Source organism: Comamonas sp. JUb58 (assembly GCF_004364775.1).
Classification (GTDB): domain Bacteria; phylum Pseudomonadota; class Gammaproteobacteria; order Burkholderiales; family Burkholderiaceae_C; genus Comamonas.
The window spans coordinates 1-26,577 of record NZ_SOAL01000008.1 but is presented as its reverse complement, the minus strand read 5'-3'; the positions used below and the strand labels follow the sequence as shown (position 1 = coordinate 26,577).

General features: G+C 63.1%; 24 protein-coding genes. 13 read left to right on the top strand and 11 right to left on the bottom strand.

The genetic code is table 11. The annotated features are described in order from the left end of the window. Positions 1 to 55: 55 nt before the first annotated feature. Both EDF71_RS10075 and EDF71_RS10070 read left to right on the top strand, forming a co-directional pair. Entirely contained in the window at positions 56 to 2,512 is a 2,457-nt protein-coding gene (locus EDF71_RS10075) for a TonB-dependent siderophore receptor (RefSeq protein WP_208301023.1), read from the top strand. Further along, positions 2,512 to 3,711, top strand: coding sequence for a PepSY-associated TM helix domain-containing protein (locus EDF71_RS10070; RefSeq protein WP_133856457.1), 1,200 nt, complete (start codon positions 2,512 to 2,514; stop codon positions 3,709 to 3,711). The genes EDF71_RS10075 and EDF71_RS10070 overlap by 1 nt, the downstream gene beginning before the upstream one ends. 31 nt (positions 3,712 to 3,742) lie before the next feature. On the opposite strand, the gene EDF71_RS10065 is transcribed toward EDF71_RS10070, so the two are convergent. Next, the gene (locus tag EDF71_RS10065; RefSeq protein ID WP_133856456.1) at positions 3,743 to 4,660 is read right to left on the bottom strand and encodes a LysR family transcriptional regulator; all 918 of its coding nucleotides are present in this window, start codon (positions 4,658 to 4,660) and stop codon (positions 3,743 to 3,745) included. Between the two features lie 135 nt (positions 4,661 to 4,795). Here EDF71_RS10065 and EDF71_RS10060 point away from each other — a divergent pair, with 135 nt between their 5' ends. Further along, the gene (locus EDF71_RS10060; protein WP_133856455.1) at positions 4,796 to 5,545 is read left to right on the top strand and encodes an SDR family oxidoreductase; all 750 of its coding nucleotides are present in this window, start codon (positions 4,796 to 4,798) and stop codon (positions 5,543 to 5,545) included. Between the two features lie 132 nt (positions 5,546 to 5,677). Continuing rightward, positions 5,678 to 6,169: a hypothetical protein gene (locus EDF71_RS10055; RefSeq protein ID WP_133856454.1), complete on the top strand. Its 492-nt coding sequence runs from the start codon at positions 5,678 to 5,680 to the stop codon at positions 6,167 to 6,169. A 63-nt stretch (positions 6,170 to 6,232) separates the two neighbouring features. Here EDF71_RS10055 and EDF71_RS10050 read toward each other — a convergent pair whose 3' ends face one another. Then, positions 6,233 to 6,718, bottom strand: coding sequence for an ASCH domain-containing protein (locus tag EDF71_RS10050; protein ID WP_243854250.1), 486 nt, complete (start codon positions 6,716 to 6,718; stop codon positions 6,233 to 6,235). A 401-nt stretch (positions 6,719 to 7,119) separates the two neighbouring features. On the opposite strand from EDF71_RS10050, the gene EDF71_RS10045 reads away from it, so the two are divergent. Continuing rightward, entirely contained in the window at positions 7,120 to 7,560 is a 441-nt protein-coding gene (locus tag EDF71_RS10045; protein ID WP_133856453.1) for a hypothetical protein, read from the top strand. A gap of 476 nt (positions 7,561 to 8,036) precedes the next feature. Then, a complete protein-coding gene (locus EDF71_RS10040) occupies positions 8,037 to 8,531 on the top strand; it encodes a hypothetical protein (RefSeq protein ID WP_133856452.1) in 495 nt (164 codons plus the stop codon). Between the two features lie 240 nt (positions 8,532 to 8,771). On the opposite strand, the gene EDF71_RS10035 is transcribed toward EDF71_RS10040, so the two are convergent. The 3 genes from EDF71_RS10035 to EDF71_RS10025 all read right to left on the bottom strand — a co-directional run bounded on the left by EDF71_RS10035 (position 8,772) and on the right by EDF71_RS10025 (position 13,077). Continuing rightward, entirely contained in the window at positions 8,772 to 10,364 is a 1,593-nt protein-coding gene (locus EDF71_RS10035) for an aldehyde dehydrogenase (NADP(+)) (RefSeq protein ID WP_133856451.1), read from the bottom strand. Positions 10,365 to 10,496: 132 nt separating this feature from the next. Further along, entirely contained in the window at positions 10,497 to 11,828 is a 1,332-nt protein-coding gene (locus EDF71_RS10030; protein WP_133856450.1) for an MFS transporter, read from the bottom strand. 112 nt (positions 11,829 to 11,940) lie between these two features. Then, on the bottom strand, positions 11,941 to 13,077 hold the full coding sequence (locus tag EDF71_RS10025) for an iron-containing alcohol dehydrogenase (RefSeq protein WP_133856449.1): 1,137 nt from the start codon (positions 13,075 to 13,077) through the stop codon (positions 11,941 to 11,943). A gap of 137 nt (positions 13,078 to 13,214) precedes the next feature. Here EDF71_RS10025 and EDF71_RS10020 point away from each other — a divergent pair, with 137 nt between their 5' ends. Next, positions 13,215 to 14,135: a LysR family transcriptional regulator gene (locus tag EDF71_RS10020; RefSeq protein WP_133856631.1), complete on the top strand. Its 921-nt coding sequence runs from the start codon at positions 13,215 to 13,217 to the stop codon at positions 14,133 to 14,135. A gap of 7 nt (positions 14,136 to 14,142) precedes the next feature. Here EDF71_RS10020 and EDF71_RS10015 read toward each other — a convergent pair whose 3' ends face one another. The 5 genes from EDF71_RS10015 to EDF71_RS09995 form a co-directional block, all read right to left on the bottom strand. Then, on the bottom strand, positions 14,143 to 14,553 hold the full coding sequence (locus EDF71_RS10015; protein WP_133856448.1) for a hypothetical protein: 411 nt from the start codon (positions 14,551 to 14,553) through the stop codon (positions 14,143 to 14,145). A 212-nt stretch (positions 14,554 to 14,765) separates the two neighbouring features. Continuing rightward, positions 14,766 to 15,689 (bottom strand): LysR family transcriptional regulator, encoded by a 924-nt coding sequence (locus EDF71_RS10010; protein ID WP_133856447.1) that lies wholly within the window; start codon positions 15,687 to 15,689, stop codon positions 14,766 to 14,768. Positions 15,690 to 15,820: 131 nt separating this feature from the next. After that, complete coding sequence (locus EDF71_RS10005) at positions 15,821 to 17,299, bottom strand: efflux transporter outer membrane subunit (protein ID WP_279586285.1); 1,479 nt, start codon at positions 17,297 to 17,299, stop codon at positions 15,821 to 15,823. Then, positions 17,296 to 20,442, bottom strand: a complete 3,147-nt coding sequence (locus EDF71_RS10000) for an efflux RND transporter permease subunit (RefSeq protein ID WP_133856446.1) — start codon at positions 20,440 to 20,442, stop codon at positions 17,296 to 17,298. Before EDF71_RS10000 ends, EDF71_RS10005 begins: the two co-directional genes overlap by 4 nt. 9 nt (positions 20,443 to 20,451) lie before the next feature. After that, positions 20,452 to 21,630 (bottom strand): efflux RND transporter periplasmic adaptor subunit, encoded by a 1,179-nt coding sequence (locus tag EDF71_RS09995; protein WP_133856445.1) that lies wholly within the window; start codon positions 21,628 to 21,630, stop codon positions 20,452 to 20,454. A gap of 164 nt (positions 21,631 to 21,794) precedes the next feature. On the opposite strand from EDF71_RS09995, the gene baeS reads away from it, so the two are divergent. The 6 genes from baeS (at position 21,795) to EDF71_RS09965 (ending at position 26,252) form a co-directional block, all read left to right on the top strand. Then, positions 21,795 to 23,162, top strand: a complete 1,368-nt coding sequence (gene baeS / locus EDF71_RS09990) for a sensor histidine kinase efflux regulator BaeS (protein WP_133856444.1) — start codon at positions 21,795 to 21,797, stop codon at positions 23,160 to 23,162. Beyond that, complete coding sequence (locus tag EDF71_RS09985; RefSeq protein WP_133856443.1) at positions 23,159 to 23,860, top strand: response regulator; 702 nt, start codon at positions 23,159 to 23,161, stop codon at positions 23,858 to 23,860. The genes baeS and EDF71_RS09985 overlap by 4 nt, the downstream gene beginning before the upstream one ends. A 289-nt stretch (positions 23,861 to 24,149) precedes the next feature. After that, positions 24,150 to 24,467: a hypothetical protein gene (locus tag EDF71_RS25625; RefSeq protein ID WP_133856442.1), complete on the top strand. Its 318-nt coding sequence runs from the start codon at positions 24,150 to 24,152 to the stop codon at positions 24,465 to 24,467. 70 nt (positions 24,468 to 24,537) lie between these two features. Then, positions 24,538 to 24,903 (top strand): hypothetical protein, encoded by a 366-nt coding sequence (locus EDF71_RS09975; RefSeq protein ID WP_133856441.1) that lies wholly within the window; start codon positions 24,538 to 24,540, stop codon positions 24,901 to 24,903. Between the two features lie 192 nt (positions 24,904 to 25,095). After that, a complete protein-coding gene (locus EDF71_RS09970) occupies positions 25,096 to 25,578 on the top strand; it encodes a hypothetical protein (RefSeq protein ID WP_133856440.1) in 483 nt (160 codons plus the stop codon). 416 nt (positions 25,579 to 25,994) lie between these two features. Further along, positions 25,995 to 26,252: a hypothetical protein gene (locus tag EDF71_RS09965; RefSeq protein WP_133856439.1), complete on the top strand. Its 258-nt coding sequence runs from the start codon at positions 25,995 to 25,997 to the stop codon at positions 26,250 to 26,252. 34 nt (positions 26,253 to 26,286) lie between these two features. Here EDF71_RS09965 and EDF71_RS09960 read toward each other — a convergent pair. After that, on the bottom strand, positions 26,287 to 26,577 hold a 291-nt coding region (locus EDF71_RS09960; RefSeq protein ID WP_133856438.1), incomplete at its 5' end, for an IS30 family transposase.

Sequence of the window (26,577 nt, the reverse complement as noted above, 5' to 3'; positions counted from 1 at the left end):
GTTGAAGCCCTTCGTTGGTCTTCTGCTGGAAACCCTCCACTGGAAGCACCCTCTCATGACCCGACCCTCTCTGGCAGCGCGCAGCGCGCGTTCCTTTGCTCTATCCCCGTTGGCCTTCGCCGCACTGACGGCTGCCGTAAGCTTGACCGTGTTTGGCATGGCGCCCGCCGCCTGGGCCCAGGCGCAGAGTAGCGAGCAACGCCTGCAGACCGCCGTGCCGGCGCAGTCCCTGGCGCTGACGCTCAACGCCATCTCTCGGCAAACGGGCATCGCCATTGGGGCCGATGCCGCGCTGCTGCAGGGCAAAACCGCACCCGCCGTGCCCAGCGGCCTCAGTCTGCAGCAGGCCATTGATCGCGCACTGGCGGGCAGTGGCCTGGTGTCCGTGCGCAGCGGGCCAGGCACCATCTCCGTCCGCCCGCAGCCGCCGGTGGCGCAGGACGCGCACACCCTGCCGGCAGTGACCGTGACCGCTGCGATGGACACGGAACGTGCAAACGGCCCCGTGGCTGGTTATGTGGCGCGGCGCGCCACGGCAGGCAGCAAGACGGACACGGCCATCATCGATACGCCGCAGTCGGTGTCGGTCATCACGAATGACGAACTGCGCAGCCGCCAGGCCGAGACCTTGTCGCAGGCACTGAACTACACCCCGGGCGTAACCACCCAGCCCACCAGCTTCAGCCGCACGGCCGACCGTTTCCGCATCCGTGGCATGGATGTGGAGTCCGCCAACAGCGGCTCGATGCGCGATGGCCTGCGTTTGCAAAGCAACTCCTACGACGGCATCCAGGAGCCCTATGGCCTGGAACGGGTGGAGGTGTTGCGCGGAGCAGCATCGGTGCTTTACGGGCAGTTGTCGCCCGGTGGCGTGGTCAATGCCGTCAGCAAGCGCCCCACGTCCGAGCCCATCCGGGAGCTGGGCTTGCAGCTGGGCAACCACAACCGCCGCCAGCTGACGGCGGATTTCAGCGGCCCCGTGGCCGGCAGTGACACGCTGGACTACCGGCTGACCATGCTGGGACGCGACAGCGGCACCGCCAACCGCTACATCCCGGACGACAAGCTCTACATTGCGCCCGCCCTCACCTGGCGGCCCAGTGCGGACACCACGCTCACCTTGCTGTCCTTCTACCAAAAGACCAATACGCGCTTCTCAGCCCCCTTGCCCTACCAACTGGTGGAAGGCGTGGGCCAGGGCCCCCATTTCATTGGCCGGGGCGACTTCATTGGCGAGCCCGACTACGACAAGATGAAGGGCGAGATGTTTACCTTGGGCTATGAGCTGAGCCATGCGCTGAACACAGACACCCGCCTGCACCACAGCCTGCGCTTCTTTGAATCCAAGGTGACCTGGAACTACCTGCAGGCCCAGACCAGCGCGGCGGCCATTGCCGAGGCTGCCTCCACCGGCGTGCTGCGCCGCCAGTACAGCGACCGGCGCGAGCATGCCAAGGGCCTGGTCTCGGACACCCGCATGGAGTTCAACCGCCCGCTGCTGGGTGCCGACCACAAGCTGCTGGTCGGCCTGGACCTCTACCGCATGGACTATGACTCGGAGAACTTCCGCGCCAATACCTCGTCCATCAACCTCAGCAGCTACGACTATGGCCAGCCCGTCAACGTGAACCGCGATCCGGCGCTTGACCGTGGCTCGCGCCGCAAGACTACGCAAGCCGGCGTCTACCTGCAAGACCAGATCAGCCTGAACGACCGCTGGACCGTGCTGGCCGGCCTGCGCCGGGACTGGGCACAGCAGGACCAGACCGCGCACCGCGACGGCAGCAATGCCAAGCAAAAAGATGGCGCCAACACCTGGCGGATGGGAGTCGTCTACAAGGCGCCCAACGGGCTGGCACCGTACCTGAGCTACAGCGAATCCTTCTTCCCGGTGTCAGTGTCTGAAGTCTCGGGCATGAGCTTCCGGCCCACCACGGGCAAGCAGTACGAAGCAGGCCTGCGCTACCAGCCCGAGGGCAGCCGTACCCTGCTGAGCGCCGCCATCTACGAGCTGGTGCAAGACAACGTGCTGAAGTTCGATGCCGGTGAGAACAGCTACCGCCAGACGGGACAGGTCCGCTCACGCGGCTTTGAGGTTGAAGCCAAGACCGAGGTATCTCGGGCGCTCAGCCTGATCGCCTCCTATGCCTATACCGATGCCAAGATCACGCGCAGCACCATCGCCAGCGAGATCGGCCAGCGCAGCGAAGACACGCCCTACCACCAGGCCGCTCTTTGGGCCGACTACAACTTTGTATCCTGGGGCTTGCCACAGCTGCGCATGGCTGCAGGCGCACGCTACAAGGGCAGCACCCGCGCATCAGGCATTGCCACCGGCATGCCCGCCTACACCGTGGTTGATGCGCTGCTGGGCTACCGCTTTGACGCGCATTGGGATCTCAGCGTCAACGTGAGCAACCTGATGGACAAGAAGTTCACCCAATGCGAGTTCGCCATTTGCCACTACGGTGACGAGCGCCAGGCCAGCGCCAACCTGACCTACCGCTGGTGATGCCACAGCGCAAAGCCTCGCTGCGGGGTTGGCTGGTAGTGGCCCACCGGATTGCCGGCCTGAGCCTGGCGGCCTTCCTGGTCATGGCCGGGCTGACCGGCAGCCTGCTGGTGTGGAACAAAGAGCTGGATGCGGCGATCAACCCGCACTGGCTGCGGACCACGACCCCAGACCCCAGCGCCCGGCCCATCGATCCCATGGCGCTGCGTGACATGGTGCAGGCACAGCACCCCCATGCCCTGGCCCTGCGCGTGCCGCTGGCACAGGAGCCCGGCCATGCGCTGGTGTTCTTGCTGCGCCCGCGGCCGGGTAAAGGGCCGTTGGAGAACGACGAGGTCTTCGTCGACCCCAGCAGCGGCCAGATCCTGGGCGAACGGCGCTGGGGCGATATCACGCAGACCTGGCGCAACCTGATGCCTTTTCTGTACCGGCTGCACTATTCGCTGGCCCTCGGTGCGGTGGGCACCTGGGTGCTGGGCCTGGTGTCGCTGCTCTGGATGGTCGATAGCGTCATCGGCTTTTGCTTGACCTTGCCCACCAGCGCCAAGAATGCAAAACGCCCTTGGCTGGGACGCTGGGCACGCGCCTGGAAGCTGGACATGCAAAGCCGCTGGCGTGCCACCTTCGACCTGCACCGCGCGGGCGGCCTGTGGCTGTGGCCGCTGCTCTTCGTGCTGGCCTGGAGCAGCTTTGCGCTCAACCTCCCGCAGTGGCATGACCCGATCCTGCGGGCCTTCTGCTCACAGCAAATCAGCACCGCCGAACTGCCCCGGCGCAAAACGCCGCTGTGGCTACCCGCACTGGGCTGGCAGGCCGCGCACGCGCAGGCCCACAGCCTCATGCAGCAACTGGCCCAGCAACAGCAGTTTCAAGTGCTGGCAGAAAGCTCCTTCGCCTATGACCCCCGACTAGGTCTGTACCGCTACGACGTGCGCAGCAGCCTGGACATCAAGGAAGAAGGCGGCAGCACCCGTTTGTTTATGGACGGCGACAGCGGCGCCCTGGTCGCCACCTGGTTTCCAACTGGGACTGCTGGCGCGGACACCTTGATCACCTGGATCAGCAACCTGCATATGGCTAGCATGGGCGGCCTGGCCTACAAGCTGCTGATTACCGTGACGGGCGTGGGCGTAGCGATGCTCAGCGTGACGGGGGTGTTGATCTGGTTGCGCAAACGTGCCGCGCGTAAGAAGAGCTGAGCTTGGCTTGGGGCGCTGCGGACGAATGCACTTAGAAGCTCATATGCAGCAGCGGCGGCACCAGGCGCGGATCGCGCAGCTTCTCGACCCACCACTGCAGTGCAGGCCCTGCGCGGTGCGAATGCCATCCGACAAACAGCAGATTGGGTTCGCGCGGGTCTTGCGTGGCCAGGGCCACCAGGCTGCCATCGGCCAGGTGATCGCGGACCTTCTCCAGCGGTAGCCAGCCAACGCCCAGGCCAGCCGCCTGGGCAGCGATCTTGGCGCGCATGCTGGGCATGGCCAGGCGCTCTTGGTGTGTCTGCACGCCATAGCTGCGGGCAACAGCCAGGCGCGATGTATCGGCCACGACGACAGAGCGGTGCGCGGCGATGGCCTCCACTGACAGGGGTTGCCCGTCTTGTGCATCGCGCGCCAGCGGGTGGCGCGGCGACACGGCAAACACCCACTCCAGCTGCGCCAGCTCAAACCATTGCAAATGCGCCATGGCCGGCGGCTCGTTCGTGGCGGCCACCACCAGATCGGCGCGCTGGTCCAGCAGGGCTTCCCAGGTGCCGCCCAGCACCTCATGGGCAACGCGCAGGCGCACGCCGCTGTTCAGCGCATCAAAGTCGGCGATCAGCGGTAGCAGTGCCTCGATATTGGCCAGCTCGTCGGTGACGATGCGCAGCTCGGACTCCCAACCCCGCGCCACCTGCTTGACCCGCTCCGTCAACCGCCGCGCCTGGGCGTGCAGCTGCGCGCCCTGCTCCACCAGCAGCAGCCCGGCAGGCGTGAGCGCGATGCGGTAGCCCGCACGGTCAAACAGCAGGGCATCCAGCCGCTCTTCCAGCTGGCGTGCGGCATAGGACACGGTGGACGCAGCCTTGCCCAAACGCTCGGCCGCGCGCGACAGGCTGCCGGTGGCGCGCACCGCTTCGAGTAGCTGTAAATCTTCGAGACTCAACATGTTCGATATTTTTGCACAAGTTCATCGAAATCCTGGTGTCTGTCGCGCCATCCATCGTCAGATACTTCATTCATCGGCTCTACAACTGGGCTGATAACCCAGCAAGACATCAACGAAACAACTGAAGGAAACATCATGAACCGCTTTGAAGGAAAGAATATTTTGGTCACCGGTGGTAGCAGTGGCATTGGCGCTGCAGCCGCCATCGCCTTTGCCCGTGAAGGCGCCCGGGTAGCGATCACCGGCCGCGATGCCGACAGCCTGGCCCGCGTCAAGGCCGAGCTGGGCCCCAACGCGCTGGCCCTGGTCAGTGAAGCGGGTGACGTCTCCGCCCAAGCCGCACTGGTGGCCGAGTTGCAAACGCAGATGGGCGTGATCGATGGCGTGTTCATCAACGCCGGCGTGGCCAAGTTCGGCCCGCTGCCGCAGATCGACGAAGCACTATGGGACAGCAGCTTTGACACCAATGTCAAAGGCCCCTACTTCCTCATCCAACGGCTGGCGGCGCTGATGACGCGCGGCGGATCGATTGTGCTGAACGGCTCGATCAACGCCCACATCGGCATGCCCAACTCCAGCGTCTACGCCGCCAGCAAGGCCGCGCTGATCTCCCTGGCCAAGACCTTGTCGGCCGAGCTGCTGCCCCAAGGCGTGCGCGTGAATGTCGTGAGCCCCGGCCCCGTCAGCACCCCGCTCTACGGCAAGCTGGGCCTGGCCCCCGACCAAGCCAAGGCCATGGCCGCCGGCATCCAGACGCAGATTCCGCTGGGCCGCTTTGGCACGCCAGAAGAAATCGCCGCGACGGTGCTGCACCTGGTGTCGAAGGAATCAGGGTTTATTGTGGGGACGGAGATTATTGCGGATGGGGGCATGAGCCAGATGTGAGATGGGGGCAGCAGGTGCCGGCGCGATGGTCTCTTCTGAAGCCGACACCATTCAGAAAAGACCCAAACACGCAAAACTGTATGCATAGACAGTAAAATTTTGCCCTTGATAGTTTTCACAAAGGCCCAAAAAATGTCCGAAGAGCTCCAACAAGAAGCTGCCTCCGTCTTCGAAGACCGCCTTTGGCACCATAACGGCTGGGAGGCCCGCGTCATCAAGAATGAAGACGACGATGGCTGGGCCGTTGCCATGACCCAGGACGGCCAGGCCGAGCCAAGCCTGGTGGGGCCATGGACGATGGGCCGCGACAAGAAAAATCCCAAGCCGCTTGACGTTTCTGCCTTCAACACCCTCGTCAAGACTGCCCACGAAGTCATGCGGCGGCATGAGCAGCACCTGGCGGCCCAACTGCACAAGGACATCCAGATCTTGGTGAATGGATCGCGCGTGACCGTCTCTCTCGATATTGAGCCCGACGAGGACAATCCCTCCGCGACCCTCACCGCCACCGCAGAGGATGGCAACGAGTTGGCCAAGGTTCGCGTCAGGCCGGACCATGGCCTCAGCCGAGCGTCTGCGCAACGTTGGGCAGAAGCAGGCTACCCGCGTCCCGGCGAGGACTGAGCTTCAGGCCGCGCCAGGACGCGCGGATGTTTGGGTCGGCAGCGCTTATTTTTGAGGGAAGGGTCAGCCCTTGCTGCATCCCACTTCAGGATAGACCACGCGGAATCGCTCGCAGGCCAGCAGCATGTCTTCATCGAACGAGCGACCTGTGCTTTCGCATTCTCTGCTGAAGTACTCGACATGCACTTTACGCCAGTAGGCCAGAGAGCCATCCCCCTCGCCCTCCGTTGCTGCAAATTCCTCAGTGACAGCGCTAAACGGCACGATATCGACTTGAACCGTCTCGATGATGCACAGCGGGATGTCATTGGAGTCGGTTACGACGCTCAAGTGACCGGGCTTGGGCACACCTTTGCCAGATGACTCGTAGGACCAGACGGATCCGGCAGTGGCGCGCTTGATGCCGGACAGCACGAGCTGCCCTAGTTCATCGGCCAATGCCGGAGAGTCACCAAAGCCGAAGGCTTCGTAGAATCTCTCATCTTGAATGCCGCCTTGCTCCAAAGAGAATGCGGACCACATAGTCATAACGTGAGATGGGATAGCCATGGTGCTGGTTGTAGAGTGCTGCTGCGTCATGTAGACCGCAATGCCTACGGCGTATTCTGGTCGCTGATGACGCCCGAAAGTCGCCAGATTTGGAACGGGGCGACGGAGTGAACGTCGAAGTATAAGTATTCAGGCTGAGCTCGGTAGTCCTCAACGCTGAGCCCTATGGCCTGCGAGCAGAGAAATACCAGGCTCTCCAGCAGCAGGCCTCCGACTGCGATTCGGCATCCTCTGCAAACCCACGCCAGATGGGGTGACCGCAGATTCCGCTGGGCCGCTTTGGCACCCCGCCCCTGCCCCTTCGCGGCGATTCACCCTGCATTCAGGCAAAATCCAGCCGATCGAGGCAGCCTGGGGTCAGGTCTGCCGGTAAGCCCACTTTGAAGAATGGAACAACACCAATGGCACTGACGAAAAAGGGCGATTTCATGTACGGGACGACGTCCGGCGACACCCAAGCCGAGCTGCGCAGCTACAGCGTTGCGAATGGCCATGAGGCCACCCGGTTTGCCTCGTCCAAATGCGATTGCGGGAGCCGGACTTTTGCGCTGCAAAGCGATGAAGAAGCCGGCGTGGCCATCCGCACCTGCTCCGACTGCGGGCAGGAACACCTGATGGGCGACAGCGCTGAGTACATCGAAGAGGCCACCCCCGAGGGGCACGCCTGCGTGTGCGAGAACGAGGTGTTCGAGCTGGTGTCCGGCGTCTCCGTGTACAAGGGCACACATGACGTGCGCTGGTACTACATCGCTTGCCAATGCGTGGAATGCAATCTGGTGGGGGTCTTCGCAGACTGGAAGTGTGAAGCGGGTGATGCTGCGGCCTTCCTCGCCAAGGTATAAGCGCTCCAGGTAGTTGCGGCAGCATGCGCGCTACCGAATACAGACTCTCTAGCACAGCAAAAAAGCCAGGCCTCCCATGCACATGGACCGCCTGGCTTGCTACTAAACAGAGCCCTCACAGCTCGCTACAAAACCCAGCCCTCAGCCAACTGCCTCCTGGCTAGGCGCCCCATCCACCAACCGCCACAGCCCCAGCGCATTGCCATTCTGCAAAGCCTCGGGCCGCAGCGCATCGGGCAGGTCCTAGCATTGCTCACTTTATCGCTGGTTGTAAACACGGTCGGCACGGCAGACACGCACCCATCCAGCGGAGATAGTAACTACCCAGCCACCGAACGCGCAGCTTTCACCCCAACCATTGCAGCAGTTGCAGTCACGCCTCCTGCCCCACTGTTTGACGAACTGCGGGTTAAGGATGTACTGCCTGCCATGCTGGCCGACACTTCAGCGCTCTTAATGCGAATGCCTAAGGACTGATGAATGAACCGCCCAGCGGCTGGATATTGTATATTTCAAGAATTCTCTTCTTTTGCGTCTTTAAGGATGGTTGGTACAACATGGCATTTTCACTGTATTGCCTCATCAGCAACCAAGAATCAAACCTGAATATATCTTTACTAGAGGACGAGCTGCGCGAGTATTTCTCCAGAACAAGCGAATTTGATCTCTCGTATGAAGAACACCCGTTCGACCCCACCAAGCAGAATATTTTACTGGCTTGGGACACATGGTGGATACGGGTTTTTTTCGAAACCGGAAGCATGGTGGAAGATGATTCCCGAGAAATTTCCAAATTTGCAAAGACCGAGGATGCACTGGCAATTTCATCCATCAATAGGCGCGTCAGAGTTCTGTTTGGCAATGATGACAAGCAAGCGTATACCAATCACATCATTTGGATGCATGAGTATTTGGAATCCAGGCCTGATTTGATAGTTTTTGACCCTCAGCAAAATATTTTTCTTGAGTAGTTCATCGGTATAACTATCAAATGCAAATGTGATTGTCAAAAAAGACCCTCAAGGGCAATTATTCAACTGCCTTATCGTTCTAGTACCACGTACTGTTTAGCTCCAGACCCCGCCAGTCCACAGGACTGTATCGCTGCCAGTGCGGCTTCCCCAATCAGAAAAAGCCAGGCGCACCATGTACATGGACCGCCTGGCTTGCTCCTAAAGAGAGCCCTCACAGCTCCCTACAAAACCCAACCCTCAGCCAACTGCCCCCTGGCTAGGCGCCCCATCCACCAACCGCCACAGCCCCAGCGCATTGCCATTCTGCAAAGCCTCGGGCCGCAGCGCATCGGGCAGGTCCTGGTAGCAGACCGGGCGCAGGAAGCGGTCGATTGCACTCGCGCCAACGGAGGTGTACATGGCGTTGGAGGTGGCGGGGAAGGGGCCGCCGTGGACCATGGCGTGGCTCACTTCCACGCCGGTGGGGAAGCCATTGACGAGGATGCGGCCGCACTTGCGCTCCAGCACCGGCAACAGGGCGCGGGCGCTGTCGTGGTCGCCCTGCTCCAGGTGCAAGGTGGAGGTGAGCTGGCCTTCCAGGTGCTGGGCGACCTGCAGCAACTCCTCCACACTGCTGGCCTTGACGACGATGGAGGCGGGGCCAAACATTTCCGACTGCAAGGCCTCGTTCGCCAACAAGGTCTGGGCGCTGGTCACATACAGCGCGGCCTGGGCGGCGTTGGCATGGTCTGCGGCCACGCCAGCGGCCAGCTGCTCCACGCCGGCAGCGGCTTGCACCTGCGCACGGCCGGCCTCATAGGCCTGGTGGATGCCGGCGGTCAGCATGGTTTGCGCGCCCTTGGCGCGGATAGCGGTGGCTGCCGCGCTGATGAAGGTCGTGAGCGCGGGGCTGTCGATGGCCAGTACCAGGCCGGGGTTGGTACAGAACTGCCCGGCCCCCATCGCCAGCGAATCGGCAAAGCCCTGGGCCAGGGCCTCGGGCCGCGCGGCCAGCGCCTGGGGCAGCAAGAAGACGGGGTTGATGCTGCTCATCTCGGCATAGACGGGGATGGGCTCTGCGCGGCCGTTGGCGATGCGCAAGAGCGCCAGGCCGCCTTGGCGCGAGCCGGTAAAGCCAACGGCCTTGATCTCGGGGTGGGCCACCAGGGCCTCGCCCAGCTCACGGCCGGCGCCCACCAGCAGCGAGAAAACGCCCTCGGGCATGCCCTGGCGCTGCGCGGCCTTTTGCACCGCCCGCGCCACCATTTCAGAAGTGCCCAGATGCGCGCTGTGCGCCTTCACGATCACCGGTGCGCCAGCAGCCAGCGCCGAAGCGGTGTCGCCACCGGCTACCGAGAACGCCAGCGGAAAATTGCTGGCGCCAAACACCGCCACCGGGCCCAGCGGGATCTTGGCCAGGCGCAGATCGGCACGGGGCAGCGGCTGGCGATCGGGCTGGGCGGTGTCGATGGTGGCGCTCAAAAAATGCCCGTCACGCACGACCTGGGCAAACAGGCGCAACTGGCCCACAGTGCGGCCGCGCTCACCCGTCAGCCGCGCGATGGGCAAGCCGCTTTCCGCATGGGCGCGCTCGATCAGCGCATCGCCCAGCTGCAGGATTTCTTCGGCAATCGCCTCCAAAAAGGCAGCACGCTGCGCCAAGGGCAAATTGCGGTAGGGGTCGAAAGCGGCAGCGGCCAGGCTGGCCGCCAGCTCGACCTCGTTTTTGCCACCCAGGCCAAACTCGGGCTCGGCGATGGTGGCGTTCAGTGTGGGGTTGAAGGCGCGTTGGCTGCCGTTGGTGCCGCGCAGGCTGCGGTAGCCAATGACCATGTCTCCAGTGATCTGCATGGAGGGTTTCCTCAAGAAGTTGTTTTGGGGGAAAGATGAAGGGGATGCGCGAAGCGTGCCCAGAGTGACAAGACCCACCGCAGGCCAGCAGCGCTGCGGCAGGTCCGGCCTTTCAGGCAAGTATTTGGGCCATCACTCGTCCAGCGGCAGGCCGCTGCGGTCGCGGGCAACGCCCACGGCGACGATGGACACCAGCGCACAGAGCACCAGGAAGATGACCACCGGCACATAGCTGCCGCTGTAGTAGGCGATCAGCGCGGTGGCAATCAGCGGCATCGGGCCGCCCACCAGGGCCGCACCAATCTGGTAGCCCAGCGACATGCCGGTGTAGCGGATGTCCGGCGGGAAGGCCTCGGCCAGCAGGGTGCCGATCATCGCGCCATAGCTGGACCAGATGATGCCCAGACCCACACCGACGGCCAGCGCCGCGGCCCAGACGGATTTCTGATCGAGCAGCCAGAAGTACGGGAAGATCCAGAGCATGAAGGCGATGCTGCCGCCGATGAAGACCTTCTTGCGGCCGATCTTGTCCGACAGGTGGCCGAAGAACAGCATGCAGGGGAAGGCGATCAGCGCGCAGATCAGCACGATATTGAGAATCGTCGAGCGGGCAAAGCCGTGGTCCATCATGTACGAGATGGTGAAGGTGGCGTAGAGGAAGAAGGTCGAGGTCTCCACCACCTTGGCGCCGATGGCGATCAGCACTTCACGCCAGTGGAACTGCAGGGTCTGCTTGATCGGAATGGGCGCGCTGCTGCGGCTGGCCTGGATTTTCTTGAACGATGGCGTCTCGCCCACCGCATTGCGGATCCACATGCCCACCATCACCAGCACAATGGAGCCCACAAACGGAATGCGCCAACCCCAGGACAAGAAGGCCTCTTCGCTCATGCTCGCGCTCAGCAGCGAGGTGATGATATTGCCCAGCGCCAGGCCCAGCACCGCGCCGGTCTGCGGCACGGCGCCGTAGAAGCCGCGCTTCTTGCGCGGCGAGTACTCGACCGCCAGCAGCACGCCACCGCCCCACTCGCCGCCCAGCGCCAGGCCCTGCAGCAGGCGCAATACCGTCAGCAGGATGGGTGCCAAGATCCCAATCTGCGCATAGTTGGGCAGCAGGCCCATCAGCACGGTCGACAGGCCCATCATCGACAAGGTCATCGCCAAGGTCTTCTTGCGGCCAATGCGGTCACCGATGTGGGAGAAGATCACGCCGCCAATCGGGCGGATCAGGAAGGCCAGCGCAAACGTGGCCAGCGACAGCATCTGGCTGACCAGCGCGTTGTCGCTGGGGAAAAACTGCTTGGCAAAAATGATGGACGACATGGTTCCGTAGAGGAAGTAGTCGTACCACTCGATGGTGCTGCCCACGGCGCTGCCAATCAGCGCGCGCTTGCGTTCCGCATCCGGAACCATGGTTTCCTTGTCGGCCATCGTGGCCGTGTGATTCAGAGAGCTGCTGCTCATGTCTCCACCTCGGGTTGTTGATTTATGAATGTCTGCCTGTGCGCAAGCCTGCGGCCTGCCGGCCGTTGCGGCGGCGGGCCTGGCTCGCGTCTGTTTTGTAGAAAGTGCCGGATTACATCGACTGGCGCAGCATCTCGACGTAGTCGTCTGCGCTGGCCTCACGCGGGTTGGTGCGGTGGCTGTGGTCGGCCAGCGCGCCCTTCACGATGCGCTCAAACAGGTCTTCGGTCACCCCCAGCTCGGCCAGGCCCGTGGGCAGCTGCAGGGCGCGGGATTTGGTGACCAGGGCCTCTTCCACCGACACGCCATCGGGCAGGCCCATGGCCTGCGCCAGGCGGGCGATCTTGTCTTCGCGCACCACCGACTCCGCGCCCCGGTTGAAGCGGATCACTGCGGGCAGCAGGATGGCGTTGAGGGTGCCGTGGTGCAGCTTGGGGTTGATGCCGCCCAGCGAATGGCTGAGGCTGTGCACGCAGCCCAGGCCCTTCTGGAAGGCCAGCGCGCCTTGCAGCGAGGCACTCATCATGTTGGTGCGCGCCTCCACATCAGCGGGATCGCGGAAGGCCACTTCGATATGGCGCCAGGCACGCCAGAGGCCATCGAGCGCAATGCCTTCAGCCGGCGGGTTGAAGGACGGCGCCAGAAAGGTTTCGATGCAATGCGCAATTGCATCCATGCCTGTGGCGGCCGTCAGGCCTGCGGGCAGGCCCAGGGTCAGGTTGGGGTCGCAGATGGCGACCTTGGGAATCACATGGGGCGAGAGGATGCCGACCTTGCGGCCATCGTCCAGGATGATGATGGCGCCACGCCCTACTTCACTGCCGGTGCCCGCCGTGGTGGGCACGGCGATGATGGGCAAGGTGGCGGCGGTGATCTTGAGCGCGCCGCCCTCGATCAGCGCAAACTGGCGCAGTGGCCCTTCATGGCGGGCCGATACTGCCACCGCCTTGGCCAGGTCAATCGACGAGCCGCCGCCCACGGCGATGATGCCGTCGCAGGCGCTGCTATTGAGCGCCTCGACGCCGGCGCGCACGGCCGTCTCCGACGGGTTGGGCGGCGTGCCGTTGAACACGCCGAACCGGGCCGTGCCCAGCGCCTGCTTGACCTGGTCGATGATGCCGGCCGCCTCCACACCCTTGTCGGTCACGATCAAAGGATTGGTAATACCCAGCTTCTCGCATACTTCCTTCAGTTCCGCCAGCACACCGGCGCCAAAGCGCACTTCGGTCACATAGTTGATCAGAGCCATAACGTTTTACCAGTTATATCCATTGCTATCAGAAGGCCCGAAGTCTAGGCAGCACCGCCTATTCGGTACACTGACGGCTTCCCATAACGATATAACTTTTATTCATGGCCAGCGGCATCCCCAGCCTCAATTCCGTCATGTCGCGCCTGCATGCCAAGCAGCTGCGCCTGCTCATCGCCATCGAGGAAAGTGGCTCCCTGCTTGGCGCTGCGGACAAAGTCGGCCTCACGCAGCCGGGCGCCAGCAAGGCGCTGCGCGAGCTGGAGTCGACCTTGCAGGTGGACCTGTTCGAGCGCACAAACCGAGGGTTAATCCCGACGGAGGCCGGGCACTGCGCGCTGCGTTTTGCCCGCCTGATCCAGTCGGACATCAACCAGCTGCGCTTTGAGCTCGATGCCATCGCCAGCGGCGTGGGCGGCCAGCTGGCTATCGGCACCATCATGGGCGCGGTGCCGCTGCTGTCCGATGCGCTGTCGAACGTGCTGGCGCGCCAGCCACATATGTCGGTGGAGATCATCGAAGACACCAGCGAGACCTTGCTGGGCATGATCGAGCGCGGCCAGATCCATGCGGCCATCTGCCGTTCCTCGGTCAGCCGCACGCCCGAGGTCTATGAGTCGCTGTTCATCAAGCAGGAGTCGCTGTCGGTGATTGCCAGCGTGCGCCACCCTGCGATGGGCGCCAAGGCCGTGCAGCTGCAAGACCTGCAGGACAGCCGCTGGCTGGTGTACCGCGCGCGCATGCCCATGCGCCGCCTGCTGGAGCGCGAGTTCCACGAAGCGGGACTGCACTTCCCCTCGCACCTGATCGAAACCACCTCGGCGCTGGCCACCGTCACCATGCTGGGCCGCAACAACGACCTGGTGGCCCTGGTCTCCGACGACATCGCCAACTACTTCTCGCGCAATGGCCTGGTCGGCATCATCGATTTGACCCTGCAATCGCGCAGCGAACCCTATGAGCTGGTGCTGCGCAAGGGCGCGCCGCGCAGCGCTGCGCTGGGGCTGTTGGTGGATGCGCTGTGCGGCAAAAGCAGCGGCTGTCTAGCTGCTGTTTAACGGCTATCTATTTGCCGGGTACGCCAACGGCTAGACGCTGCATCACATCCATGGCCTCCTGCCGCGTTGCCACCACGGCATGCGGAATGCCAAAGGCCTTGACCGCCATGCCAGACATGGCCTCGACCTCGGCCCGCCTTTGGGGGTCGGACTCGATGCTGATCAGCGACTTGCAGACCCGCGCCAGCGGCTCCTTGTGGTGCTTGAGCCAAAGGCCGCGCTGCTTGCGGTCCTCATGGGTCTCGTCGCTGCGCAGCTCGTCGTACACCACCACAAAGGCCTCGCCGTGCCGCAGCAGCGCCTGCATCTCGGCCTCCCACTGCTTGGCATAGCCCGGCTGGGCGGCGGCCTGGTTGAAGACGACAAAGGGAAACGCGCGGATGTCGTGGACGGCAAAAGTCTGGGGATCGAGCTGCATGCGGAGGGGCTCCTGGAAACTGGGGGACAGGCTTCAGCGGGGCGGCCCTGCCTGCGCTGGCGCATGACCAGGTTTTTCCCATCACACAGGCCATCCAGCGGCTGACAGCGCTACCCTTTTATGAAGTGCTTGGCTCCACTGTAGGCCGCGCTCACCCTTCAGAAAAGTGACATTCGTGGAATCCAGGCGTGCGGCAAACGCACGAATGGTGATTAGCCCGGCCCTGGTTCCACCGCATGCTCGGCACACAGCTCCCGAATCGTGCGACGCAACCACTGGTGTGCCGGATCGCCCTGGAAACGCGGGTGCCAGGCCTGGGTCAGCTGCACGGCCTCCAGCGGCAGCGGCAGCGCAAACCGGCAGATGCGCATGCCGGCGGCCTGGGCGGTGCGCGCCAGCTGCTCGGGCAGCGGCAGCAACAAGTCAGAATCTTGCAAGGCAAAGAAGGCTGCGAATGGCGTGGGCACCACCAGGGCCACATGGCGGCGCAGGCCAAGCGACGCGAGCGCGGTGTCGATCGGCCCTTCAGACTTGCCGCGCCGCGACACCCCAATATGGCTCCACTGCGTCAAGCGCTCGGCACTGATGTCTCCCTCGAACAGCGGGTGCGCCTCGCGGGCCACGCCTACAAAGCGGGTACCAAAGAGCGGCTGCACCCTGATCTCCGGGCCCAGCTTACGCGATGCGCTGATGAACAGATCGATCTGCCCACTGCGCAAGGCCTCGCTGTCCACATCGTCCTCCTCGGCGGAAAAGCGCAGCATGGCGCGCGGCATGTGCTGGGCCATCCGCTCCAGCAGCTTGCCGGCATGGATGCCCAGAAACAAATCATTGGCACGTACCGTGAAGCGCCGCTCCAGCCGCTGCAGATCAATATCGGCCGTGGGTTGGAGCGCCTGGGTTGCCAGCTCCAGCGCCGCCCGCACCTGCTCGCGCATCGCCAGAGCCTTGGGCGTGGGCACCAGCTTGCGCCCGGCCTGCACCAACACCGGGTCGCCCAGGGTCTCGCGGATGCGGCCCAAGGTACGGCTCATCGCCGGTGGGCTCAGGTGCATGCGGCGGGCCGCGCCCACCACGCTGCCCTCTTCCAGCAGGATGTCCAGCGCAAGCAGCAGGTTCAGATCGGGGTGCTCCATGGCGCGTCTTCTATCGATATCAGGAGCGGGCATGCTAACGCCCCAGCGTAGCTACAAGCCCAGTGGGGCCAACATCGGCCCTCCCGCAAGCGGGTAGCCTCCTGATGCCGACAACCAAGCTCGCCCAGAACTCAGCCCTGACCCTCCACCTCGCCGTTGGCATCCGCCCCGCCACCCAGCACCTTGTAGAGCGTGACCCGGTTGACGGCCTCCTGCAGCCGCAGGCTGATCAGGTTCTGCTGGGCGCTGTAGAGCGAGCGCTGAGAGTCCAGCGCCTCCAGGTAGCTGCTGACGCCCTTGCGGTAGCGGGCCTCGGCCAGCTGGTAGCTCTGTTGGGTGGCGTTCACCAGGGCGGCCTGGGCATCGAGCTGTTCGCCGATGTGGTCGCGGGCCACCAGGGCATCGGCCGTTTCCTTGAAGGCGGTCTGGATCGCCAGTTCGTACTGCGCGATGGTGACGTCCTTCTGGATCTGGGCCACATCCAGCGATGCCTGCAGCGAGCCGGCATTGAACAGCGGCACGGTGATGCTGGGTATGAAGGACCAGGTACGGGAGCCGGCGCCAAACAGGCCGGACAGCGCATCACTGCTGCTGCCCGCCGACGCGGTCAGCGAGATGCTGGGAAACAAGGCCGCACGGGCGGCGCCGATATTGGCATTGGCGGCCTGCAGCGTTTGCTCTGCATACAGCACATCAGGGCGCTGCAGCAAGACGCTGGATGGCAATTCGGCGGCAATCGGCGACAAGGCCAGCGCATCCGTATTGCTGGCCCCTGGTGCAGCCGGCAGCAAGGGATCGGCAACGGCGGCGCCCACCACCAGGTCGAGCGCATTCCTGGCCTGGGCCAGGGCTGCGGTGTAGCTGGCCACATCGGCGCGGGCGGTCTCCACACTGGCCTGTACCTGGCGCACATCGATGCCGGAGGCCACGCCATGCTGGTGCTTGCGCTCGGTCAGCCGCAAGGTCTCGCGCTGGCTTTGCAAGGTTTGCTGGGCCAGTGCCAGCCGCTCCTGGTAGGCGGCCACCGTGAGCCAGTCCGTTGCCACTTCAGCGACCAGGCTCATGCGTGTGCTGCGCTGGGTCTGCGCGGTGGCCAGGTAGCTGGCCAGTGCGGCATCGCTGAGGCTGCGGATGCGGCCAAACAGGTCCAGCTCCCAGCTGCTGAAGCCCAGCTGCGCGCTGGCGCTGCGGCTTAGCTGGGATTGCCCGCTGCCGCTGGCAGACGTGCCTGTGCGCGCGGTGGTCTGGCTGGCACTGGCCTGCACCGTGGGCAACAGGTCGGCCTGCTGAATGCGGTACTGGGCCCTGGCTTTTTCAATATTGAGCAAGGCCACGCGCAGATCGCGGTTGTTGTCCAGCGCCATCGCGATGACCTGCTGCAGCCGTGCATCCAGGTAAACGCTGCGCCAGGCCAGCGGCGGCGTGGCGTTGCTGGCATCGGCCTGGTCTGCCGCCACGGCGGCATTGCCAAAATGTGCCGCAACGGGCGACGCGGGGCGCACATAGTCTGGCGCCATGCTGGCGCAGCCACCCAGCGCTAGCGCGATGGCGGCCACCAACGGGCTGACCCAGGTGGGTGAGAGAAAGCGGCGCTGCATTGCGGCGGTCATGGCGTTACCTCGGTGGTGGTTGGCGCAGCCGCTTGGCGGCGCGGTGGGTTGCGGAAGATGCTGCGCACCAGGATGTAGAACAGCGGCACAAAGAAGATGCCCAGCACGGTGGAGGCCAAGGTGCCGCCCAGCACACCGGTGCCCAGCGAATGCCGCCCGCCCGAGCCGGCACCGCTGCTGACCACCAGGGGCAGCACGCCCAGCATGAAGGCCAGCGAGGTCATCAAGATGGGGCGCAGGCGCTGCCGGGCCGCTTCGAGCGTGGCGTCGAGCAGGGATCGGCCTTGTTCCTCCAGCTCCTTGGCGAACTCGACGATCAGGATGCCGTTCTTGGCAGCCAGACCAATCGTGGCCAGCAAGCCGACCTGGAAGTACACGTCGTTGCTGAGGCTGCGCAAGGAGGTGAACATCAGCGCGCCGACGACGCCAATGGGCACGGCCAGCATCACCGAGAACGGGATGGACCAGCTCTCATACAGCGCGGCCAGGCACAGGAACACAAAGAGCAGCGATACCGCATAGAGCAACGGCGCCTGTGCACCCGATTGCTGCTCCTGGTAGGACAGGCCGGACCAGGCATAGCCAATGCCGGTGGGCAGTTGCTGCACCAGGCGGGCCATTTCATGCATGGCTGCGCCCGAGCTCACGCCCTCAGCCGCCTGGCCGCTGATCTGCATCGATGCCGAGCCATTGAAGCGTGCCAGCGATGCAGGCGCATAGCTCCAGCCGGTGGTGGAGAAGGCCGAGAACGGCACCATCTCCTTGTCGGCATTGCGCACGGTCCAGCGGCCAATATCCTGCGGCAGCATGCGTGCGTCGGCCTCGCCCTGCACATAGACCTTCTTGATCCGCCCCCGGCTGACAAAGTCATTCACATAGGTGCTGCCCAGCGCCGTGGACAGCGTGCTGTTGATGTCGCTCTGGCTCAGGCCTAGCGCGCCGGCCTTGGCATCGTCGATCTTGAGATCGAAGCTGGGCGCATCTTCCAGGCTGGCATAGCGCACTGCTGTCAGCTTGTCGCTTTGGGCGGCCAGTGCCAACAGCTGCTGGCGTGCGGCCACCAGGGCCTCATGGCCGGCACCGCCCAGGTCCTGCAGCTCCAGGCTGAAGCCGGCGCTCTGCCCCAGGCCGGGAATGCCGGATGGTGCCATCGCAAAGATCTGCGCGTCATGGAATTTCTGCGACATCTCGCGGGTGATGCGCATGCCAATGGCGGCAGCGTTCGCCTTGCGCTCGCCCCAGTCCTTGAGCCGCACAAAGCCCATGCCCGAGTTCTGCCCGCTGCCGCCGGTGCTGAAGCCGGCCACGGCCATCAGCGAATCCACCTCGGGCTGCTGGCGCACATAGTCCGACAGCTGGTCCATGACGCTGAGCGTTTGCTCCTGCGTCGCGCCAGAGGGCAGCTTGACCTGCACCATCAGCATGCCCTGGTCTTCCTCGGGCAAGAAGGAGGTGGGCAGCTTCCAGAACAGCAAGCCCATCGCGCAAAGAATCACCGCATAGCCCAGCAGGCCCAGCTTGCGGTGGCGCGCCACTTGGTGGACGCCGCCATGGTAGCGCTGCGTCAGCCGGTCGAATCGGCGGTTGAACCAGGCAAAGAAGCGTCCCAGGGGGCCCCGCCCACTGGCATGGCCGCCCTGCGCTATCGGCTGCAACATCGATGCGCACAGCGCTGGCGTCAAGGTCATCGCGACCACGACCGACAGCAGCATGGCCGAGGCGATGGTGACCGAGAACTGGCGGTAGATGGCGCCGGTGGAGCCGCCAAAGAAGGCCATCGGCAGGAACACCGCCGTCAGCACCAGCGCAATACCTACCAGGGCGCCGGTGATCTGGCCCATGGATTTGCGCGTGGCGTCATAGGGCGACAGGCCCTCTTCGCTCATCAGGCGCTCGACGTTTTCCACCACGACGATCGCGTCGTCCACCAGGAGGCCAATGGCCAGCACCATCGCAAACATTGACAAGGTATTGATCGAATAGCCCAGCAGCGCCAGCACGCCAAAGGTGCCCATCAGCACCACCGGTACGGCAATGGCCGGGATCAGGGTCACGCGCCAGTTCTGCAGGAACAGGTACATGATGCCCACCACCAGCACCACGGCCTCCAGCAGCGTCTTGACCACCTCCTCGATGGAGATCTTCACAAAGGGCGTGGTGCTGTAGGCCACGTGGTAGCTCAGCCCGCTGGGGAAGAACGGCGACAGCTCCTGAAGCTTGGTCTCCAGCGCTTTCGACACATCCAGCGCATTGGCCCCGGATGCCAGCTCGATACCCATGCCGGCGGCGGCCTTGCCGTTGAATTTGCTGACGGCGGAATAGGACTTGCTGCCCAGCTCGACCCGGGCCACATCCGAGAGGCGGATGACGGCACCCGAGGTTTCGGATTTGACGACGATGGCCTTGAACTCATCCACCGTCTTGAGGCGGCTGCGCGAATTGACCGTGGCGCTGAGGCGCTGGCCCTGCACCGAGGGCAACGCACCCAGCGAGCCCGACGAGACGTCGGAGTTCTGCGCGCTGATCGCCGCCGTGATGTCAGAGGGCATCAGCGAATAGGTGCGCAGCTTGTCCGGATCCAGCCAGATGCGCATCGAATACTCCGAGCCCATGACCTGCACATTGCCCACGCCCGAGACCCGGCTGATCGGGTCCTGCAGGGTTGAGACCATGTAGTCGGCGATATCGGTGGCATCCAGGCTGCCATCGTTGGACGTGAAAGCCAGCACTAGAAAGATATTGCCCGAGGCCTTGGTCACCGTCACGCCGGTGCTCTGCACCGCCTCAGGCAGCATCGATTGCGCCTGCTGCAGCTTGTTCTGCACCTGCACCTGGGCGGTATCGGGATCGGTGCCGGAGGCAAAGGTCAAGGTGACCTGGGCACTGCCCGAAGAGGTACTGCTGGACGACATGTACAGCAGGTTGTCCAGGCCGGTCATGTTCTGCTCGATCACCTGAGTAACCGAGTTTTCGGTGGTCTCTGCCGAAGCCCCGGTGTAGGTGGCGCGGATGGACACGCTGGGTGGCGCGATATCCGGATACTGCTCCACCGGCAGCGTGAAGACGGCCAACGCGCCCGCGAGCGTGATGACGATGGCGATGACCCAGGCGAAGATGGGCCGGTCAATGAAAAAACGTGCCATGCTTGGACCTCAGCGTTGCGACGTAGAAGCCGAATGGCCAGCAGCCTGCGCTTGCACCGCCCGCACCTGCACCACGTCACCCGCAGCCACCTTGCTGCCGCCTTCGACCACCAGGCGCTCACCCGCCTGCAGCCCATCGGTGATGACCCACTGGTCCTTGATTGCATCGCCCGCCTGCACCACGCGCTCGCTCACCTTGTCGTCGCTGCCCACCAGCTTGACGACGGCCTCGCCCCGGGTGTTGCGGCTCACGACCGACTGCGATACCAGGATGGCATGCTCATTCACCGCCATGGGCAGCACGGCCCGCACATAGGCACCGGGCAGCAGCAGGCCGCTGGGGTTGGGCACCACCGCGCGCAAGGTGATATTGCCGGTACCGGTGCCCACCGATGTGCCAACAAACTCCAGAGTGCCCGGATGCGCATAGGTGCTGCCATCCTCCAGCACGATCTGCACCTGCGTCTTGCCATTCACGGCCTTGAGCGCGCCGCTGTCCATCTGCTTGCGCAGTGCCAGCAGCTGGGCGCTGGTTTGCGCCACGTCCACATAGATGGGGTCGAGCTGCTGGATGGTGGTGAGCGCGGTCTCCTGGTTGGCAGTGACCAAGGCCCCCGGGGTGTAGCTGGAGGTCGCAATGCGCCCGGCAATCGGGGCCGTGATGCGGGTGTAATCCAGGTTGATGCGCGCCGTCTGCAGCGATGCCTTGGCGGCCAGCACAGCGGCTTCCGCCTGGCGCAAGGTGGCCAGCGCATCGTCGCTGTCCTGCTCGCTGATGGCATCGATCTGCTGCAGCTCCTTGTAGCGCTGCGCCTTGGGCTTGGCCGAGAGCACGCTGGCCTCCGCCTGGGCCAGGGTGGCGGCCGCGTTGTCATAGGCGGCCTGGTAGAAGCGCGGGTCGATCTCGTACAGCGCCTGGCCGGCCTTCACATTCTGGCCTTCGGTAAACAGGCGCTTGCGGATGATGCCGCCCACCTGGGGCCGCACATCGGAGACCATGTAGGCAACGGTGCGGCCCGGCAGCGACTGCTGCATATCCAGCCGCTGCGTGGTCACCGCCTGCACACCGACCGTGGGTGTGGATGGGGGCAGCGGTGCATCGCTGCGGCAGGCGCTCAGCGCCAGGGCCCCCAGCAGCAGGCAGCAGCGGCTGGGCAAAGTGAGAGAAGAGAAGGATCGGTTCAGCATGCGGCTCCAGATAGGTGCGATGGAAGGGCATGCTAAAAATCAAATGTGCAGGAAATCCGAAGATCTCCAGCCCCATGGGGATACCGCTTGTGCTTGGGGCAGGACTGCGGCCCAATACGGCCATCGCCTGCATTTTTCCGTCCCTCTTTTACCCAACGGTCTTCATGAAGCTCGGCATCTCCGCCAAACTGTTCATCGCCATCCTTGCCGCCTGTGCGGCGGTGCTCACCGTCAACGGCATCGCCAGCCGCATCAGCTTTGAGCGCGACTTTATGGGCTACCTCAACGACCAGGGCGTGGAGCGCATGCGCGAGGTGCTGCCCACCATCGAGGACGCCTACAAGGCCCATGGCTCCTGGGATTTTGTGCGCGGCCGGCCCGAGGTCTGGTTCTCCTTCATGCGCCCCCTCAGCCCCCAGAGCGCGCCTCCCATTTCCGACCAAACCGGCGCCGTGCTGCGCTTTGCGCTGCTGGACCTGCACAACCAGCTGGTGATGGGCAATCCCAATGCCGGCAGCGATGCGATACGCATGCCCGTCGCCGTGGATGGGCAGACGGTGGGATCGCTGGTGATGGTGCCTTTTCAGCGGGTGATCGACGCGGGCGACGTGCGTTTTTATGAGGCCCAGCTGCGCGCACGCTGGGTCAATGGCCTGGCCAGCGTGACCGTGGCCGCCGCGCTGGCCTGGCTGGTCTCGGGGGCCATGCTGCGGCGCATGCGCGATGTCACCCGCAGCATCCACCGGCTGGCGGCGGGCGATTACCGCGAGCGGCTCAAGACTGCGGGCAATGACGAGCTGGGCCGCCTGGCGCTGGATGTGAACCGCCTGGCCGCTGCGCTGGAGAGCACCGAGGAGAACCGCCGCAGCTTTATGGCCGATATCTCCCACGAGCTGCGCACCCCTCTGGCCGTGCTGCGCGCCGAGATTGAGGCCATGCAGGACGGCATCCGCCCGATGACCAAGGCTACCCTGGAGCCGCTGCAAGACGAGGTGCGCCGCCTGGGCAAGCTCATCGACGACCTGCACGACCTGGCCATGACCCAATCGGGCGCCCTCACTTACCGGCTGACGGCGCTGTCCTTGAACCCGCTGCTGGAGCAGGCCGCGGCCCATCTGCGCACGCGCTTTGACCATGCCGGGCTGACGCTGGCCTTTGAGCCCGCACAGGCGGACCTGGTGATCCAGGGCGACGAGCGGCGCCTGCAGCAGCTGTTTTCCAATCTGCTGGAGAACTCCTTGCGCTACACCCAGGCCGGAGGCTCGGTCGTGCTGCGCTCGCAACTGCTGGGCGATCGGGTGCAGGTATGCGTCGAGGATTCGGCTCCTGGCGTGCCCGATGCGCAGCTGTCGCGGCTGTTCGAGCGCTTTTACCGCGTCGAAGGCTCACGCAACCGCGCCAGCGGCGGCAGCGGCCTGGGCCTGGCGATCTGCGGCAACATTGTGGACGCACATGGCGGCAGCATCCATGCCGAGCCCTCCCCGCTTGGCGGACTGCGCATCGCCATCGAACTGCCCCGAGGTGCCGCATGAACCCATCGCCCCCCATCAGCGAGCATGTGCTGGTCGTCGAGGACGAACCACGCCTGGCCAGCGTCGTCTGCGACTACCTGCATGCCGCCGGCTACAGCAGCCAGTGGATTGCCGACGGCGCGATGGTGATGGACAGCTTCCAGCAGCGCCATACCGATCTGGTGCTGCTGGACCTGATGCTGCCCAACCGCGACGGCATTGCGCTGTGCCGCGATATCCGCGCCATCAGCGCCGTGCCCGTCATCATGGTCACCGCCCGCGTCGAAGAAGTGGACCGGCTGTTGGGCCTGGAAGTGGGCGCCGACGACTACATCTGCAAGCCCTTCAGTCCGCGCGAGGTGGTCGCTCGCATCAAGGCCGTTCTGCGCCGCCACAAGTACGTGCCCCAGCAGCACACAAGCGCCATTCAGATCGATGAACAGGCCCACCGTGCTGCCCTGCATGGCCAGTGGCTGGACCTGACGCCCATCGAGTTCCGGCTGCTGCGCATTCTGGCCATGACCCCCGGCAGGGTCTGGTCCCGCGACCACCTGATGAACCACCTCTACGACGACCACCGCATCATCACCGACCGCACCGTGGACAGCCATGTCCGCAATCTGCGCCGCAAGCTCAGTGAGGCCGGTGGCGGCGACGACCCCGTGCCGTCGATCTATGGTGTGGGTTATCGGCTGGAGATTGGGGATGCCGCCACTTGAGGCATCGCGATCGCTCCTGAGATCGGTGTTGGCTGTATCAGCATCCGAGCTGCTCATCGGTCAGTTCTGATGGATCCTGCGGCATGGCGGACTGCATGCCCATGGAGTGCCTGCGACTACAAGGCTTCACCGACCTGAGCGCTTGCGGCTGCGCCAGTCGGGTGGCTGGCGGCCCTCACCGTTGGTAAACGGTGTCCATTCGAGGGTAGGATGGGCGGCTCACAGCCACCAACGGTGGTTCGTTGTTGAGCCAACATTGCATCACCCATCCCCAGTGGAAGTCCTCGCTATGCCCACAGAAGCTGAGCTGAACATCGCCGAAATTCCCTATGCCTCAGGAAGGCCCAAGTTCCGATACAGCCGTTTCCTGGCACCAGACGGAAGCCGATGGGTGCGACACGGCTTGTTTGTGGCGTACCACGAGAACGGCGTAGTGAGTTCCGAAGGCAGCTATGACCAGGGTGTGGAACACGGCCTGTGGCGCGAATTCCATGAGAACGGCCAGCCAGCATCCGAGGGCAGCTACCACTATGGCGAGGAAGTGGGGACATGGCGCTTCTGGCGTGCTGACGGCGTAGAAGAGCCATCAGTCAAGCATGAGCGCTGACGGCCAAATGCGGTCGTTCGTTAGCGGACGTCCATGCAGCCATCCGTAAACACTCGCCGGGTGAATCGACATGGAAATTCCAGAACTCAATAACGTGTATGGGCTCATTGACTGCAGCGGCCGGATGAAGGAGTTTGCGGCCACCCTGCAGCGCTTTCGTGATGCGGAAGTTTGGCTCACGGTATCTAATTTCGACGGCGCTGAAAGCATTCGAATGGAGATTGCAGACGCGTCATTTCATGCGTACGGTGACCACCATAGTCAATTTCTTTTCAATGGGGCGATTGCAGGCGATGAAGAGATGGTTTGCGAGTTCGCGCGTGAGCTTCACAGTCTTTTAAGGCTGGCGGGCTTCAACGTTTGGTTCGAGATCTATGACCGAAACCGTGCGCCGTTGGCGACGTTGGGGACATACTTTGGAAATCGACACCAGTGACCGAGCCGATTGCGGCCATGCGCCGACTTTCTATTTATCGCTTCATCCCAAATGATGCCAGTTTCGTTTTACGTTGAATCGGATGTCTTGGCTTTGCTAGAGCCTATTCCTTGTGTGCTCATCGCGCGTGAGGACAATGCGCTCAGGCTGCTCCAAAGGATGCATCGCGATATACAAGAATTGAGGAGTGTCTTGAGCCAGTTCCCAGATGTTCTGTATGAACCACTGGAGATGCACTATGCGGTTTCCAAGGGCATCGCAGCCCTGAATGAAAAATTGATATCTGACCTAACCTCTAATTTTGGTTGGGGAGGAGTAGTCTATGCGGCCTTTCTTGCTGCATTCCGCCCCATGACGCCATTCGCCGACTACCTAAGAATAGCCAGGAATAGAGTTCCTCAAAATCAATGGTTGGTTGATTTGGCGCTTCGTGAAATTGAAGGTTGTGCAGATCCCGAAGTGGACGGACATCAATCGCTGATTAGGGCAATTAGAGCAACGCTTCCAACTTACCCCGGCGAACATATCCACCTCCGTGAGTGGCCTATTGGCGAAGAATTGGCCCAATTAAATCTAGAGAAAGACGCCATCGCTGCGGTTTACCGGAAGAATGGGGCAAGCGAAGCAATTTCGGAGATAAAAAGCTCTCCTTGGTCGAAACTGCTGATGATTTGACCGTCAGCTTCCGAGGGCAGCGAACTTAGGCTACGGATCGCAAGCTGCTATCGGGACGAGCTCGGCCTCCTGGGCTGGTAGCTAGGATCTTTGCAAATGCTGTCGCTGTTCAATCGCAAACGTCAAAACTCCGTGGATCTGAAAATTCAAAACTAAGTGAAACAAGAATTCAAAACTAGAGAAGATCCCAGATCGTGAATTCAATTCATTCATTATTTTGGCGACTAATGGTGTTGCTACCGGCATCGCATGGCTAACATCCCACTCCAGCCTGTCGCCGGCCCGTGAGGCTGCAGTGAGGCTGCTGTTGCGCCTGGTCAATTCGAAGCTAGGATGGCGGCTTACGGCAAAAACTGATTGGTCGCCGATGCCGCTCAGTTAGGCCAATTGTGGTTATTCAACGAACGGACGAATTTATGAAAGTCTGGGAGATCTATGGTGAGGGTGAGGGCTTTGTCGTCGACGGCACTGAGATGGCGTTCGAAGTGAGTGGGTTCATCGAGGCGGATGACTCAAATGCTGCGTTTGCGCAAGCTTGCGAACTCGCAAAGAGGGAACATCCAGAGCTTGCGCAGGCTGCCGGTCCGTTTCCCCGCCCCGAAATCAATGCTATGGAAATTCAAGAGATAGGGGCAGATCTGGCGGTTGAGGTGGGGACAGTGCAAGTAGATTGATTTCAGCCCTAAACTGCTGGCCTTGGCTGCGGATTCAACTGATCGACGCAACACACGCATCGAACATTTCAGCAGGGGTTCGATATCCCAGAGTTTTGCGTGGTCGTTGATTGAGATCTCTGGCAATAGCGTCCAAGCTGTCCTGTGAGTATGCAGACAGATCAATGCCTTTGGGCAGGTACTGGCGAAGCAATCCATTGGTGTTTTCGTTAGAGCCTCTCTGCCAGGGTTTTTGCGGGTCACAGAAGTAGACCTGGATATCGGTTGCCAGGGTGAACCGTTTGTGCCCGGCCATTTCTCTTCCTCTGTCCCAAGTTAAGGAGAG